Genomic DNA, 13,809 nt, shown 5'->3' with positions numbered 1-13,809 from the left:
GATTTCGTCCTGCCTGAGCGGCTGGACGCCAGCTACATCGGCCAAGACAGCCAACGTCACCGCCCGGTAATGCTGCACCGTGCAACGCTTGGCTCGTTTGAACGGTTCATCGGCATCCTGATCGAGGAACACGCAGGCAAGCTGCCATTCTGGCTCGCGCCGCGTCAGGTGGTAGTGGCCTCAATCGTATCGGATGCAGATGATTTCTGCACGGACGCTGTGGCGCAATTGAAAGCTGCTGGCATTAAGGCAGAAGCAGATTTGCGCAACGAAAAGATCAACTACAAGGTCCGCGAGCATTCGCTGGGCAAAGTGCCCGTGATCCTTGCGGTGGGCCGAAAAGAAGTTGAGGACGGCACAGTCACGCTGCGCCGTTTGGGTGAGAAACAGACACAGGTTTTGCCGCTCTCTGAGGTGGTCGAAATGTTGGCAGCAGACGCCGTGGCGCCTGATCTGCGCTAAACCCCAAAGGCGGCCTGCACGGGCTTGCCCCACCCCAAAGTCAGCGTCCCGTCATGATCAATGACGGGGCGTTTCATCAAAGTTGGGTGCGCCTGCAAAAGCGCTATTGGTTCTTGCGTCCGTTCTGCCTCGGACAGGCCGCGCCACGTGGTGGATCGGGTGTTCAACAAGTCGCTTCCCAAAACGCTAAGAAACGTTTCGAGCGTTTCAACCTCGAGTGGCGCGTCGCGCACGTCGTGAAATTCCGGCGCAAATCCGGACTTTTCCAAGGACTTAAGCGCCTTGCGGCATGTATCACATGCCTTGATCCCATAAAGTTTAACCATGTTGTCCCCCTGTCGCGCGACCTTGCGGAAATCGTGGTCGATGCGCGTCGCCTTGTCTTTGTTGGTTTACGCAATAGTTAATTTGCCATCAAGCTTACGGCCGAGGTGGCTGGAGCAAAGAACAGACGCCTATGGGCGAACGGACAAATAGGAGACACCGGGATGGCCACCGGCACTGTAAAATGGTTCAATACAACAAAGGGTTATGGTTTCATTGCCCCTGACGACGGCGGAAAAGACATCTTTGTCCACATTTCTGCGGTCGAACGCGCGGGCATGACGGGCCTGCGGGATGATCAAAAAATCCAGTTTGAATTGCGTGAGGGACGCGACGGTCGGTCCTCGGCGTCTGATCTCGTGGCTCTCGACTAATGCCTACGCGCGCGCCCCGCATTACATCGGGGCGCGTCAAAGCATCGGACGGCTTATCCGGCCCATTCCCAAGGGCGCGCATAAACCCCAAGAACTTGTGACACCGCACCTTCGTCAGCATCGCCCTTGCGGCTGACATGCGCGACGAGGCCTCGTTTTTTGTCCTCCACCACTCGTTCGACACGGGCCTCAATCCCGGCTTCGCTTAAGGCGGCGTTGTACACGCGCATGATCGCGGATTTACGAAGATCAGGCTTAAAGATTTTGCCCACAGCTGTCTTGGGCAGCTCTTCCATGATCTCAATATACTTTGGCTGTGCGGCGCGCTCCGCCACGTGCTGTTTTGCATAAGTCACCAATTCTTCCGCTGTGACGTTAGACCCGGCAACCAGTTCGACATAGGCACAAGGTAATTCACCCGCAAACGCATCGGGCTGTCCGATAGCCCCGACAAATGCCACCGCCTCATGGCCGGCAAGCGCTTCCTCTATTTCTGCGGGATCAATATTGTGCCCCCCACGGATGATCAGGTCCTTAGCGCGCCCGGTGATCCACAAATAGCCATCCTCATCTATCCGCCCCAAATCCCCCGTGCGCAGATAGACATCGTGATAAAACAGATCGCGGTTTTTGACGGCCTCTGTATAGGTGCCCCCCTCTAGGACACCCGGATTGTCGACACAGATCTCTCCGATCTCATCGGTTGCGCATTCAACCACCCGACCATCTGTAAGCCGGAAAATCTTAACGTTAGAATGCATGAACGGCACCCCAACAGATCCAACTTTTTTGACCCCATCCACCGGGTTACACGACACAAGGCACGTGGCCTCGGTCAATCCGTACCCTTCGATAATGTTCACCCCTGTCGCCGCCTCAAACCGGTTGAACAACTCAACCGGCAGCGGCGAAGACCCCGAAAAGGCTGTCTTTACGCTTGAGATATCCGCATCCACAGGGCGCTGCATTTTGGCTGCAATTGCAGTTGGCACGGTAATGATAAAGCTGATTTTCCACCGCTCAACCAACTTCCAAAAATTGTCGAACACCCCCTCACCCCGGTATCCTTGGGGCGTTGGGAACACCACATGGGCCCCCGATGTAACCGCTGCCATCAAGATGACATGGCACGCAAAGACATGAAACAAGGGCAGCGGACAGATGATATTGTCGTGTTCCGTGAACAACAAACGATGCCCAATCCACCCATTATAAATGATCCCCGCATAAGTGTGCTGCGCGACTTTGGGCATACCCGTGGTACCGCCCGTATGGAAATAGGCCGCCACGCGGTCCCCCGCACTGTCGTCAAAATCAAGGCCATCACTGCGATGTTGCAGACACTCAGTCTCAAAATCCAAGATGCGCGCATTGTGATTTACCGTCACCTTGGGCCGAACGAACGGCACGACCAACCGCTTGACGCCCGTCAAGTAACCCAACAGATCCACTTGCAGCACGGCCTCAACACTAGGCGCCAGCGCAACAGCCTCGGCCACCTGCTGCGCGACATCTGTCTTGGGAAAGGGCCGAAGAGTGACAACAACCTTGGCCCCTGTCTCTCGCAAAATAGACGCAATCTGAGCAGGCTCCAGCAGCGGGTTCACCGGGCATACCCCCCCCGCAACCGCCCCGCCCAACAAGACGGCTGGCGTCTCATTGCAGTTAGGTAAAACGTAGGCAACCGTGTCGGTCTCACCCACGCCCAAGGATCGAAACAGGTTGGCCGCTTGCGTCACACGGCTATGAAAGTCCGCCCAGCTCAGGGTCACCGCAGGATCGGAGGCGCCAGAAAACAACTGAAACGAAATAGCCGGGCGATTAGGATGCCGCGCCGCTGTCTGAGACAACAACTGATATAGCGTCGACGCTGGCGCAACATCCGGCCAAGGCTCCGCACGCTCGATTTCCATGATATCGGCTTTGGACGCAAACGACGCCATGATGCCACCCTCCCTTGATGACCACGCCGCATCGGACGCTTAATCATAAGGATGCAAAACCGGATCATACAAAACAACCGTGACGCTGCGTGTCGCCAGCGCCTCCTTTGTTCTCGAAATACTCCGGGGGAGGCCAAAGGCCGGGGGCAGCGCCCCCTAAATCTAAAATGCCCCCAAGCGGGGGCACCTTTCAGATGGTTGACTTATTCCGCTGCGACGCCGTCGGTGAATTGTAACCGCGCGAGCCGAGCATACAGCCCCCCCTGCGCAACCAAACTATCATGCGTGCCCTCAGCAATGATCTGACCATTCTCAAAAACAAGAATGCGATCGGCCTGTTTCACTGTCGCAAGCCGGTGTGCAACGATCAGCGTCGTGCGATCTTTGGACATCGCGGTCACGGCCTCTTGGACCAACCGCTCACTTTCGGCGTCCAATGCACTTGTGGCCTCGTCCAGCAGCAAGATTGGCGCATCGCGCAGGATGGCGCGTGCAATGGCGATCCGTTGTTTCTGACCACCGGACAACATTACACCCCGCTCACCCACATAGGTGTCATAGCCTTCAGGTAAGGCCGACAAAAACCCATGCGCTGCGGCGGCTTTTGCTGCGGCTTCGACCTCTGCGTCACTGGCATCGGGCCGACCAAAACGGATATTCTCGCGGGCAGAGGCCGCAAAGATCACTGCCTCTTGGGGTACTAGCGCTATGGCCTTGCGAAAAGCCGCACGGTTCATCGATTGCAGGTTCAAACCGTCCAAACGGATCTCGCCCTCGCTTGGATCGTAGAACCGCTGGATCAGCTGGATAATAGTGGATTTACCCGCCCCTGAGGGACCAACAAGGGCAACCGTTTCGCCCGGTTCCACACGCAGCGACACACCGTTCAACGCCGCGGTTTCCGGCCGGGCGGGATAGCGGAAGGTCACGTTATCAAACTCCAACGCGCCGCGCCCGCCGTTCGGCAACGCCTGCGGCACGGCGGGGTCTGCTACGGCATCGTGCTCCTCTAGCAGTTCAACCAAGCGCTCGGTCGCGCCAGCAGCTCGTTGCAATTCGCCCCAAATTTCAGACAAGGCGCCAACGGATCCCGCGACCATAATCGCGTAAATCAGGAACTGGATCAGCTCACCAATGGTCATGATTTCAGCGCGGACATCCCGCGCCCCGATCCACAAAACACCTACGATGCCAACAAAGATCAATGAGATCACGATCACTGTCATCACAGCACGGGTCTTGATGCGTGTCTTCGCGCTCTCGAATGAGGCCTCTGTCACGGATGCAAACAGGTTCGCTGTCTGACGTTCGTGCGTAAATGCCTGCACGGTTTGTGCCGACAAAAGGTTCTCTGACGCTTTGCCTGAACTGTCCGCAATCCAGTCTTGGTTTTCTTTGCTGAGACGACGCAGGCGACGGCCCAAAACAACAATTGGCACCACAACAAGCGGCACAATCATCACCACAAGCACGGATAACTTGGGCGTGGTCCACATCATCAGGCCCAGACCGCCTAGGAAAATCAATATATTGCGCAACGCAATTGAGACCGATGAACCGATCACCGACAACAGCAACGTCGTGTCCGTCGTGATCCGGCTCAGAACCTCACCTGTCATGATCTTTTCAAAAAACGAGGGGCTCATGGTGATCATACGGGCAAAAACCGCTGTGCGAATGTCTGCGACAACACGCTCACCCAGTCGCGTCACAAGATAGTACCGCAGCCCTGTCCCAATAGCCAAAAGCCCGGCGATCCCAAGGGCAGCCACAAAATATTTGTCGAGCAACTCGGACGACCCCATCTGAAACCCATCCACCACACGGCGCACAGCCAAGGGCAGTGTCAGGCTCACGCAAGCGGTCAAAACAAGTGCACCGAGGGCGGCGAACAACAATACTCGGTAAGGGGCTATGAACGGCCAAAGCGCCTGCAAAGAGCCGATTTTCTTGGAGCGTGCGCGCTCCTCCTCGGCCGGTTTAGGCTGGGATACCGGAGCCGAAGCTTGGCCAATGTCGGTCGCATTAGTCATGAAGGTATGTCCGCATCGTTTCCAACTGCTTAAAGGCCCGTGTCGAGCGTGACAAGCACGCGACCCAAACCGGAGCGCTTTGCCGCGCCGCAAGAAGGCATCAGCGCCCCAACGAAACGCTCATTCATATTATTGGGAACAGGTTGGAGCGGGCGACGGGAATCGAACCCGTATCATCAGCTTGGAAGGCTGAGGTCTTACCATTACACAACGCCCGCGACCTTGATCTGGTGAGTATTTGACCTTTTGAGTGAGGTCAAGGGCTACAACACTTTGGCTCCGCTCACACCGGCACCAATCTGCTCTGCCCCCAATTCGCCGCGAATAATCCAAAGTGTTCAATGACGGATACACAAGTGATAGCAACAGCCCATGACATCGGCCACACCAACATATTATTCAACCGTTTCTCGCCCCTTCATTGCGGATTGGCTTGCCGCCTTGCGCCCGCTTTGCACACAAGCTGAGTACCAATTGCTTCTGGAACGCGCCAATCTGATTGCGGACCAAAACCCATCTCAGGGCCGGGTTACCTTGGATCAAATCGTTGGCCTCTACCAACGCGCAGCGGTGGAAACCGGTGACGAAATGATGGGGTTATGGAGCAGGCCAATCAGGCCGCGCGCCTTGCAGCACCTTTTGACATCTGTGCGCGAAGCGACCTCCCTGCCATCCGCGCTGTATCGTTTTTCGACGTTCTGGAACTTGCTTCTGGATGACTATCAATTCACGCTGAACCAAGCGGGTTCAGAATGGGTTCTCACCCTACAGCCACAAGGCCAAAGCCCTGCGCAGAGATTTGGGCACATGCTGATCCTCAAATTGGCGCATGGTTTGGTGTCGTGGCTTGCACGGCGCGAGGTCCCTGTCAGCAGGGTCGGTTTTACCTTTGAGAGCCCAGAATTTGCACAGGACTATGCCGTTATTTTTCCCGCACCCGTGGTGTTTGACACCCCTGAAACGTTCATCGCTTTTGATCTAGAGGGGATTGGACCCGTCCAGATGCGCTCCACAGCGGAACTAGACCTGTTTCTAGAAAATGCGCCGCGAGATTGGATTTTCACCCGATCAAGCGAACACACGCAGGCGCTGCGCGTGCGTAGCTACCTCAGTACCGCGGGGTGGGACAAAACAACTCTGAACGACGCGGCGCGATTCATGCACACCACGCCGCGCACGCTTATGCGCAAGCTGCAGGCCGACGGGGTGTCGTTCCAATCCATCAAAGATGATTTGCGCAGGGACATAGCGATCCGGCATCTATTGGTTGGTGAAAAAAGCGTTGAAGCTATAGCCCATGAGGTCGGATTTTCCTCGGCCGCAAATTTCCATCGCGCGTTTCACAGATGGACAGGCAACACACCGCGCGCCTATCGACGCCACGCGGTGCAAGATGACTGATATTGTCACTTTTCGACAATAACCTGTCACCTCCCGAGATGTATTTGGCCAGGCTGCGCAGATAAATATTTTAAAAACCGCGCTTGTAGACAGATTTCAAAGCTTCCTCCAAGCATAGCCCTTGGGGACCATGGCGAGATGCGACTATTGTAGATACCAAAGGAAACGATCCATGTCCGAAAAACTCAGCTCCATCCTTGAGATCGCTCATGCCCATGCGAAAGAGGTGATCGCGCCGAATGTCGACGCGTGGAACGCTGCAAAAACATGGCCGCGTGATGCATCTGACAAGGCTGGTGAAGCTGGGTTGATGGGGCTTTACGCGCCCGAGGAATTAGGTGGCCAAGGATTGCCCTTGGCGGAAGGCATTCAGGTTTATGAACAACTTGGCTTAGGCGACGGCGCCTACGCCTTCGCTCTTTCGATGCATAATATTTGCACGTTTGCGGGCTGTGGCTACGGCACAGATGCATTCAAGGACAAATGGGCGCGTGATCTCACCTCGGGCCGCAAACTGGCGAACTTTGCACTGACGGAACCACAGTCCGGCTCTGACCCAATGCAGATGTACACACGCGCCACCATTAACGGCGACGGCACATGGACCATCAGTGGCAAAAAAGCTTGGGTCAGTTTGGCGACCGAAGCCGACGTCTACTTTACCGTCGTCAAAACCAGCGATGCGCCAGGCCACAAGGATATGGCCATGATCGCCATTCCAGCAGACGCTGAGGGCATTAGTTTTGGCCCGCTATATGACACGCCGTCCTATAATTTCCTGCCAATGTCGGAGATGCATCTGGATCAAGTTGTCGTCAGCGAAGACAACATCATCCTCCCAATCGGTCAGGGCCTGCAGGGGTCGCTTATGGCCATCGATATCGCGCGGGTGTCTATTGCATCTGGGTGTTGCGGCCTGATGCAAGCCGCGCTTGATACGGCACTGTCTTATGCCAAGAACCGCAAAATGTTTGGTGGCAAGAACCTCGATCTGGACGGCATCCAGTGGATGCTGGGTGAAGTTGCAACCGACCTAGAGGCTTCAAAACTGCTGTATCGTAAGGCCGCTGAGGCACTCGGCACGCCGGAGGGCCCATTGATGGCCGCGCATGCAAAACGCTTTGTGCCCGACGCGGCGGTAAAGGCCGCCAATACATGTACGCAAGTGTTGGGGGGCATGGGCCTTTTGCAACCTTATGGGTTGGACCGACTCTCACGCTTGGCGCAGATGTTGCGGATCGTGGATGGCACGACTGAAATCAGCCGGGTGGTTATTGGACGGGCCCTCCAAAAGCGCGCAGCAACGTTGCCAGATCTGCCCGTGCCCAAAGGATTTGGCGAAAAAGAAGAAAATACGGGGGCGATCGCAGCCGAGTAATCCCGGTTTCTAGGCACGCCTATTTCTCCCCTTGATCTGGCCAGAAGACATGATGTTCTGGCCAGATCAATGCCGCATAGATATCCCAGATTGTCGGGCCAAAACTGTGCCCCCTCAACGAGGTCTGAAACTGGCGCATTTTCCAGCGACTGAGTACGTTTGGGCAGATCATCCGCACAAAACGCATCGCTACGTTTGGCCCTATTCGAACACAGACAAATAATAGGCAAATACGATCAAGCGTTTCTTGCAGCCCCAGCAGTACGGGTGAGAAGCAACAAAAATGCTCGGTACTGTATCCGAGGCATTTTGAACCGAACGTCTAAAATCATCCCCCTTTGAAGGGCTTAGAGGCGTGAATCCGGCTCAGATAGACGGCGGTGTGAGGCTGGTCGCAAGCTGACGAGCCGTGACACGTTCACGGTGGATCATATACAGACCCGCACCGATGATGATGACAATACCCGTAAGGGCCAGCGCGTTGGGAAAATCGCGAAACACCCAATATCCCAGAAAAGTCGCCACAGGCAGTTCAAGATACTGCAACGGCGCCAGTGTCGCGGAAGGTGCCAGCGAAAGTGCATAGGTCATCATCATATGGCTGAGGGTCGCGAAAAATCCGACACCGAACAGCCAAAGCCAATTGATCCCGACAGGCCAAACCGGATCGAGCATCGCGGAGCCTGAACCCTCAGACAGTATCATCACCGGCAGGCACAACAAGCTGGCGATCAAGCCCGTGTGGAATTGCAACGTGACCGGATGCATTCGGCGCGACAAACCACGCGTGACCAATATGTAGAACGCAAATCCCACTGCCGTGCCCAGCGGGAACAGTGCGACGGCGCCAAAGGCCGCAAAACTGGGCTGGATCACGCATAAAACCCCCAAAAAGCCGACCATAGCCGCACCAACGCGGCGTGGGCCGACATCCTCACCCAAGTAAAACTTTCCCACCAAAAGCACGATGAACGGCGCCAGAAACACGATCGCAAGTGCATCAGCCAAAGGCATCACACGGATCGCTGCAATAAAGCAAAAGGTTGAGACCAGCAAAAAAGCAGCGCGCGACACAAGAGCCAACCATTGCCCCCGCGCGACATGCAACGACAGCCCCATGGCCCAGACAAACGGCGCCATCAACAGGCATTGCACGAGAAAACGCGCCGTTGTGATTTGCCCCACTGGGACGCTGTCTGACGCCAGCTTGGCCGCCACATCCAAGAGTGGTGCGGTGACGCAAAACCCCAGCATCAGGGCGACACCGGAAAGAGTGCGATCAGCGGAGGGAGTATAAATGGCAGCGGTGCTCATGAGACCCACGTAGGCGCCATGCCCGCACCGGTCTGTTCATTTAGCGACAATCGGCTGTCGGCTTAGACCGCCCCATGGCCAAGGCAGGCAACCGATCGGGCGCGGCGTCATCTGTAGTTAAACTCAAACGCCGATCCGCCCAGTTTTGAAAAACAAAAGCGCAGGTTAGGCCGCGCCCTTCCACTCCACCGGGGTGAGGTAAACCATGCTATCATCCACACTCACCATCACTTCACCATCTTGGATATTGACCTGAAGCTTCATGGTCCGGCTCGCCAATTTTGCCAGCCCGTCCGTGTCGGCTTCGGCCAAATTCACGACCTGCAAATTGTCAAAGCGTGTGGTGCTATTTTTCACCTTATCCCACCACATCTCGGCCGTTTTGCCACCGTAGGGATAGAGGATCACCTTGCCCGCTTTACCACAGGACCGGCGGATCACCTTCTCGCTTGGCAATCCCAAAGCCACCCACACGTCCAGCTCACCGCTGAGGCTTTTTTGCCAAATGTCGGGCTCATCATCCGTGGACAGGCCCTTCGTCATTTCTAGGTGCTCATGCGCATTCAACGCAAACGCAACAAGGCGCACCATAAGACGTTCATCCGTCTCAGAAGGGTGCTTGGCCACCGTCAGCTTATGGGTTTCGTAGTAGTGGCGATCCATATCAGAAACTGAGAGTTCGACTTTATAAATGGTGGCTTTCTGCGCCATGACGTGTCCCGATCCTGTAACGATTGGGATGCCTACTCCGTCTTGCGACCATTGGAAAGCAGGCTGTGACTATGGGCCTATCTGACGGCTTATTTTCATGCCGCACAGGCGCTGTATGGCAAAAGGCGATTGCCATGCAGTGCGGTCCCATGTTGACCGCCCGAACAAACGCCAGAATATGCCCAACAGGCGCAAATTGATGGAAACACCTAGAATGTCTGAAACGGTGAATTTCACAGCCATGAAGGACGGTAGTCGTGAAGAGTACGAAATGCTCGAAGCCTTGGAAGAAGTCCACCGCGCGGGAACCGCAGACCGGCTTCTGCGCGAAGAAGTGACATGGGTGGTTGAGCATCACGGCATTTTCCAAATGTACTATTACGCCCACCACTACGGCTGGGATCGTGAGCTACGCGCACAATACAAAGACAGCCCCTTTTATCAGTCATGCATCGATTTCTGCGAACATTGGGATCAATCCAGCTTTGACCCTGAATACCCCACAGACCCATTGGAGAGCTTTGCCGAACTCGTCCACGAGGTTTTCTCGCGCAAAGCATTTGATCCTGCCCATATACAGCCCGGAAAAGTGATCGGCGTTCCGGCCTAACGGTCTGCGGCACCGCATCGCAATCGAACGGCACACAGACATTTGGCCGATGGATTGGCCGCGATCAACCGTAAGTATGTACTTACGGTTGATCGCTGAAGCTTAATTACGCTGCTGCGATCTGCTTTTTAGCGTCATAGAACGGGCGTTCAACAACTGTCGCGCGCGTCGGGCCTGACTTGGTCACGACCTCAACCTCAGCCCCCACAACAGCCGCATCTGCCGCGACCATAGCAAGCGCGATGTTTTGGTTGAGACGCGGCGAATAGACAGCGGACGTCACTTTCCCAATCGGCTCTCCGCCTTGGTTGACGCTCCAGAACGTTGTGTTCGGCCCAGTCAGCGGATCACAATCGATCACCAACCCCACTTGCTTGCGCGCAGGACCATCTTCCTTGATCTGACGCAACGCAGCCTTGCCGATGAAGTCCGCCTCCATCTCAAGGTTGACCAGTCGATCAAACCCCAGCTCAAATGGGTTGGTGTGGATGTCGGCGTCCGCGTGGTAGGATAGCATTCCTCCCTCAATCCGGCGGATCGAAGAGGTATGCCCGGGCTTCAGCCCATGTTGCAGACCTGCGGCCATAATGCGTTCCCAAAGGGCGTCACCTTGACTGCCATCGCGCAGGTACAATTCATAACCCAGCTCGCTTGACCACCCAGTACGCGAAACGACCAACGGGATGCCGTCAAGCTCCAGTTCCCGCAGCCAATAGTACTTCAGATCCATGATGCTTTCGCCAAAAAGCTCCTGCATGATGAGCCCCGATTTTGGCCCCTGTAGCTGAAGTGGCGATACGTCAGGCTCATGGATTTTAACGTCCATCCCCGCAAAAACTGCAACGCCCTGCGCCCACAAAAGGATATCGCTGTCCGCCAGCGAAATCCAGAAATGGTTCTCGGCCAAGCGCAGCAGGATCGGGTCATTCAGAATGCCCCCTTCGGCGTTGGTAATCAGGATATATTTGCATTGCCCCACCGCCATCTTGGACAGGTCGCGCGGCGTCAACATTTGCACGAACTTTGCAGCATCTGGACCGGTGATCTCTACCTGCCGCTCAACGGCCACATCACACAGGATCGCCTCATTCACGAGGTTCCAAAAGTTCTGTTCCGGGTCGCCAAAATCGCGAGGAATATACATATGATTATAAACAGAAAAACCCTGCGCGCCCCACCGAACGGTGGCGTCAAAGAATGGGGATTTTCGGATCTGCGTGCCAAAACCAAAGTCGTCTGTTTGTGTCATTTTTTCGCCCTCATAGCAGGTGGCCTGACCGGCCAGATATGTCTTGAAACCTGCCTGTGATTTAGATTGAAAAAGCGAAGCGCATAGGCCCGAAAATGGGGTATTTTCAGTCCAATCGGACCAAGAATTAGGTCGCTCTTAGACCGTTTGGTCGGATAGGCTTATTTGCCAACGGTGGCAGCTAATTTCCCGAGGCTCGGCTGACTGGCTTTGACCTGACGCGTCGCGATGTAGGTCATGTACTTTTCAATCGCGAGATCAGCCAAAAGCATGTCGTCCATCAACGCTTGAAAGGCCTGCAGATTAGGCGTGACGATGGTCATCACATAGTCCATGCCTCCACCCGTTGCGATACAGTGGGTGACCTCATCCAATTGGCGGATGTGATCCTCAAACCTGTCAAATTCGACCTTGCGGTGCGACCCAAGGGATACCGTGACCACGATCTGTGTAAAATCCACGATCCGTTCTAGCGCCAGATCCGCGTGATAGCCGCGAATATACCCCGCAGCTTTTAGCCGGTCGAGCCGCGCCCAACACGGCGTCGCCGATAGGTTTACCAGCGCGGCCAGCCGCGTCTTGCTCAACTGCCCATACTGCTGAACGGCACTCAGGATACGAATATCCGTGGCATCAAGGTTCAGCTTTTTCATGTTCGGGTCTCTCATCGGCTCACGCAGCCATATCGCGGCGGCCTTTTTGACCTAGCGCCGATTGTCCCCACCAACAATATCGGACGTAAAATCGGGAAAGGTGTCAGTTCAAGACTGCACACCCAGAACGTTTATTTTTGCGCGCGCCAAGATTTTCTGCTTTACGGTAACTTTAAAGGCGAGGTCGCACAGACCCTAAGGCGCGTAGAATGACGAACAAAAAAATCCGCAACATGGAAGAATTCGCAACGGTCAGCGGATTGTCGCGCCCTACGGTATCCAAGTATTTCAACGACCCCGGCAGCGTGCGGGCCAGCACGCGGCAACGCATCGAAGCCGCCCTAGAGGCCCACGAATACCGCCCCAACATTTATGCGATGAACCAGAATCGCAAATTGACCAAGACCATCGGCATTGTGGTGCCCCTGCTGACAGACCCCTACTTTGCGGAAATCGCCCGCAACCTAGAACAACGCTGTATCGCCGCCGGATACCGCCCGACATTATTCAGCTCGCACGGAGATCCAGCGCTTGAGGTTGAAGTGTTGGATACATTGCGCTCCCTTAAACCTGCGGGTGTGTTGCTTGCGCCTTTGGGGCGCGCGTCTGATCACATCGCGTTGGAAAAATTCTGCGGTGACGTTCCAACCCTGATCTTTGACAGCAGCGTTGGCGAAATGGGACTTTCGTTCGTCGGCTCAGACAACTTCCAATTCACCCGCCATATTACGGACTACCTGTGTCGCACCGGTGAGCCCCCCTGTTTTTTTGAGATGAAGACACCCGCCAACCCGAACGCGCACCGCCGTCGTCAAAGCTATCTGAATGCAATGGAGGCATTTGGACATACGCCAAACGTGATTTCGGTCAAAGGTGAGGGTTGGGGGTTCGAGGAAATCGGTCGCTTGGGCGGGCATCGCGCGCTTGACCAAGGGCTTTTTTCGACCAACACCGTTCTGTGCAGTAACGACCGGCTGGCCATCGGATTGCTGACCGCATGTTGTGAGCAAAAAGTAACCGTGGGACGCGATCCCGACACCTCGATTCGTATCGCGGGACAGGACGGTCACCCCCACTCGCGCTACACTTGCCCACCGCTTACGACCATCTCACACGACTATGATGCGGTGTCTCAGACCGCCGTAGAGGCATTATTCGCCGTGATCGACGGTGAGCTATCTCCTTGGAAAAGCACAAGACTTGAGGGGCGACTGATCCTCCGAGATTCCGCGTGAGATCAAAATAATTTACGCGCGTAAATTTTTGATTGACCCAAAGCCTCGGCCCTCTTAACTTTGATGGACAACATCCAATCAGGGAGGATCAGGGATGTCTATTAAGAGCGCACTTTGTGCGG

At 55.4% G+C, this 13,809-nt stretch carries 13 protein-coding genes and 1 tRNA gene; 6 read left to right on the top strand and 8 right to left on the bottom strand.

Translation table 11 applies throughout. From position 1 onward, the window contains the following. A partial coding sequence (locus AC4GMC_RS06595) for a His/Gly/Thr/Pro-type tRNA ligase C-terminal domain-containing protein (protein ID WP_490391443.1) occupies nucleotides 1-462 on the top strand: 462 nt, incomplete at its 5' end. Here AC4GMC_RS06595 and AC4GMC_RS06590 read toward each other — a convergent pair. Beyond that, nucleotides 459-788 carry an ArsC/Spx/MgsR family protein gene (locus AC4GMC_RS06590; protein ID WP_487877155.1) on the bottom strand — a complete coding sequence of 110 codons (330 nt, stop codon included), beginning with the start codon at nucleotides 786-788 and terminating at the stop codon, nucleotides 459-461. The genes AC4GMC_RS06595 and AC4GMC_RS06590 overlap by 4 nt on opposite strands. A gap of 162 nt (nucleotides 789-950) precedes the next feature. On the opposite strand from AC4GMC_RS06590, the gene AC4GMC_RS06585 reads away from it, so the two are divergent. Further along, nucleotides 951-1,160 carry a cold-shock protein gene (locus AC4GMC_RS06585; protein ID WP_038006922.1) on the top strand — a complete coding sequence of 70 codons (210 nt, stop codon included), beginning with the start codon at nucleotides 951-953 and terminating at the stop codon, nucleotides 1,158-1,160. 53 nt (nucleotides 1,161-1,213) lie between these two features. On the opposite strand, the gene AC4GMC_RS06580 is transcribed toward AC4GMC_RS06585, so the two are convergent. From AC4GMC_RS06580 to AC4GMC_RS06570, 3 genes are all read right to left on the bottom strand, one after another. Beyond that, complete coding sequence (locus tag AC4GMC_RS06580) at nucleotides 1,214-3,103, bottom strand: acyl-CoA synthetase (RefSeq protein WP_487877154.1); 1,890 nt, start codon at nucleotides 3,101-3,103, stop codon at nucleotides 1,214-1,216. A gap of 203 nt (nucleotides 3,104-3,306) precedes the next feature. Next, nucleotides 3,307-5,136, bottom strand: coding sequence for an ABC transporter transmembrane domain-containing protein (locus AC4GMC_RS06575; protein ID WP_487877153.1), 1,830 nt, complete (start codon nucleotides 5,134-5,136; stop codon nucleotides 3,307-3,309). Nucleotides 5,137-5,280: 144 nt separating this feature from the next. Then, a tRNA-Gly gene (locus tag AC4GMC_RS06570) sits at nucleotides 5,281-5,354 on the bottom strand. A gap of 154 nt (nucleotides 5,355-5,508) precedes the next feature. On the opposite strand from AC4GMC_RS06570, the gene AC4GMC_RS06565 reads away from it, so the two are divergent. Both AC4GMC_RS06565 and AC4GMC_RS06560 read left to right on the top strand, forming a co-directional pair. Further along, nucleotides 5,509-6,537 carry a helix-turn-helix domain-containing protein gene (locus AC4GMC_RS06565; protein WP_487877152.1) on the top strand — a complete coding sequence of 343 codons (1,029 nt, stop codon included), beginning with the start codon at nucleotides 5,509-5,511 and terminating at the stop codon, nucleotides 6,535-6,537. 172 nt (nucleotides 6,538-6,709) lie between these two features. Further along, nucleotides 6,710-7,915: an acyl-CoA dehydrogenase family protein gene (locus AC4GMC_RS06560; RefSeq protein ID WP_487877151.1), complete on the top strand. Its 1,206-nt coding sequence runs from the start codon at nucleotides 6,710-6,712 to the stop codon at nucleotides 7,913-7,915. Between the two features lie 366 nt (nucleotides 7,916-8,281). On the opposite strand, the gene AC4GMC_RS06555 is transcribed toward AC4GMC_RS06560, so the two are convergent. Together AC4GMC_RS06555 and AC4GMC_RS06550 are read right to left on the bottom strand one after the other, a co-directional pair. Continuing rightward, nucleotides 8,282-9,229, bottom strand: a complete 948-nt coding sequence (locus AC4GMC_RS06555; protein ID WP_487877150.1) for a DMT family transporter — start codon at nucleotides 9,227-9,229, stop codon at nucleotides 8,282-8,284. A gap of 165 nt (nucleotides 9,230-9,394) precedes the next feature. Beyond that, nucleotides 9,395-9,940, bottom strand: coding sequence for a YaeQ family protein (locus AC4GMC_RS06550; protein ID WP_487877149.1), 546 nt, complete (start codon nucleotides 9,938-9,940; stop codon nucleotides 9,395-9,397). Between the two features lie 199 nt (nucleotides 9,941-10,139). On the opposite strand from AC4GMC_RS06550, the gene AC4GMC_RS06545 reads away from it, so the two are divergent. Next, nucleotides 10,140-10,550, top strand: a complete 411-nt coding sequence (locus AC4GMC_RS06545; protein WP_487878452.1) for a hypothetical protein — start codon at nucleotides 10,140-10,142, stop codon at nucleotides 10,548-10,550. A 106-nt stretch (nucleotides 10,551-10,656) separates the two neighbouring features. Here the strand turns inward: AC4GMC_RS06545 and AC4GMC_RS06540 are convergent, their stop codons facing one another. Together AC4GMC_RS06540 and AC4GMC_RS06535 are read right to left on the bottom strand one after the other, a co-directional pair. Next, nucleotides 10,657-11,799, bottom strand: a complete 1,143-nt coding sequence (locus AC4GMC_RS06540; protein WP_487878453.1) for a glycine cleavage T C-terminal barrel domain-containing protein — start codon at nucleotides 11,797-11,799, stop codon at nucleotides 10,657-10,659. A 161-nt stretch (nucleotides 11,800-11,960) separates the two neighbouring features. Further along, nucleotides 11,961-12,452: an Lrp/AsnC family transcriptional regulator gene (locus AC4GMC_RS06535; protein WP_487878454.1), complete on the bottom strand. Its 492-nt coding sequence runs from the start codon at nucleotides 12,450-12,452 to the stop codon at nucleotides 11,961-11,963. Between the two features lie 209 nt (nucleotides 12,453-12,661). Between AC4GMC_RS06535 and AC4GMC_RS06530 the strand changes: the two genes are divergently transcribed. Next, nucleotides 12,662-13,687: a LacI family DNA-binding transcriptional regulator gene (locus AC4GMC_RS06530; protein WP_487878455.1), complete on the top strand. Its 1,026-nt coding sequence runs from the start codon at nucleotides 12,662-12,664 to the stop codon at nucleotides 13,685-13,687. Nucleotides 13,688-13,809: the final 122 nt, after the last annotated feature.

It is taken from the genome of Thalassobacter sp. (assembly GCF_982993085.1).
The sequence above is the reverse complement of the archived record's forward strand: the minus strand, read 5'-3'. Positions and strand labels throughout refer to the sequence as shown.

Bases quoted from the DNA above. Each gene is read 5' to 3' on its own strand.
- AC4GMC_RS06590 (WP_487877155.1), bottom strand. From the start codon at position 788: ATGGTTAAACTTTATGGGATCAAGGCATGTGATACATGCCGCAAGGCG.
- AC4GMC_RS06585 (WP_038006922.1), top strand. From the start codon at position 951: ATGGCCACCGGCACTGTAAAATGGTTCAATACAACAAAGGGTTATGGT.
- AC4GMC_RS06580 (WP_487877154.1), bottom strand. From the start codon at position 3,103: ATGGCGTCGTTTGCGTCCAAAGCCGATATCATGGAAATCGAGCGTGCG.
- AC4GMC_RS06575 (WP_487877153.1), bottom strand. From the start codon at position 5,136: ATGACTAATGCGACCGACATTGGCCAAGCTTCGGCTCCGGTATCCCAG.
- AC4GMC_RS06565 (WP_487877152.1), top strand. From the start codon at position 5,509: ATGACATCGGCCACACCAACATATTATTCAACCGTTTCTCGCCCCTTC.
- AC4GMC_RS06560 (WP_487877151.1), top strand. From the start codon at position 6,710: ATGTCCGAAAAACTCAGCTCCATCCTTGAGATCGCTCATGCCCATGCG.
- AC4GMC_RS06555 (WP_487877150.1), bottom strand. From the start codon at position 9,229: ATGAGCACCGCTGCCATTTATACTCCCTCCGCTGATCGCACTCTTTCC.
- AC4GMC_RS06550 (WP_487877149.1), bottom strand. From the start codon at position 9,940: ATGGCGCAGAAAGCCACCATTTATAAAGTCGAACTCTCAGTTTCTGAT.
- AC4GMC_RS06545 (WP_487878452.1), top strand. From the start codon at position 10,140: ATGGAAACACCTAGAATGTCTGAAACGGTGAATTTCACAGCCATGAAG.
- AC4GMC_RS06540 (WP_487878453.1), bottom strand. From the start codon at position 11,799: ATGACACAAACAGACGACTTTGGTTTTGGCACGCAGATCCGAAAATCC.
- AC4GMC_RS06535 (WP_487878454.1), bottom strand. From the start codon at position 12,452: ATGAAAAAGCTGAACCTTGATGCCACGGATATTCGTATCCTGAGTGCC.
- AC4GMC_RS06530 (WP_487878455.1), top strand. From the start codon at position 12,662: ATGACGAACAAAAAAATCCGCAACATGGAAGAATTCGCAACGGTCAGC.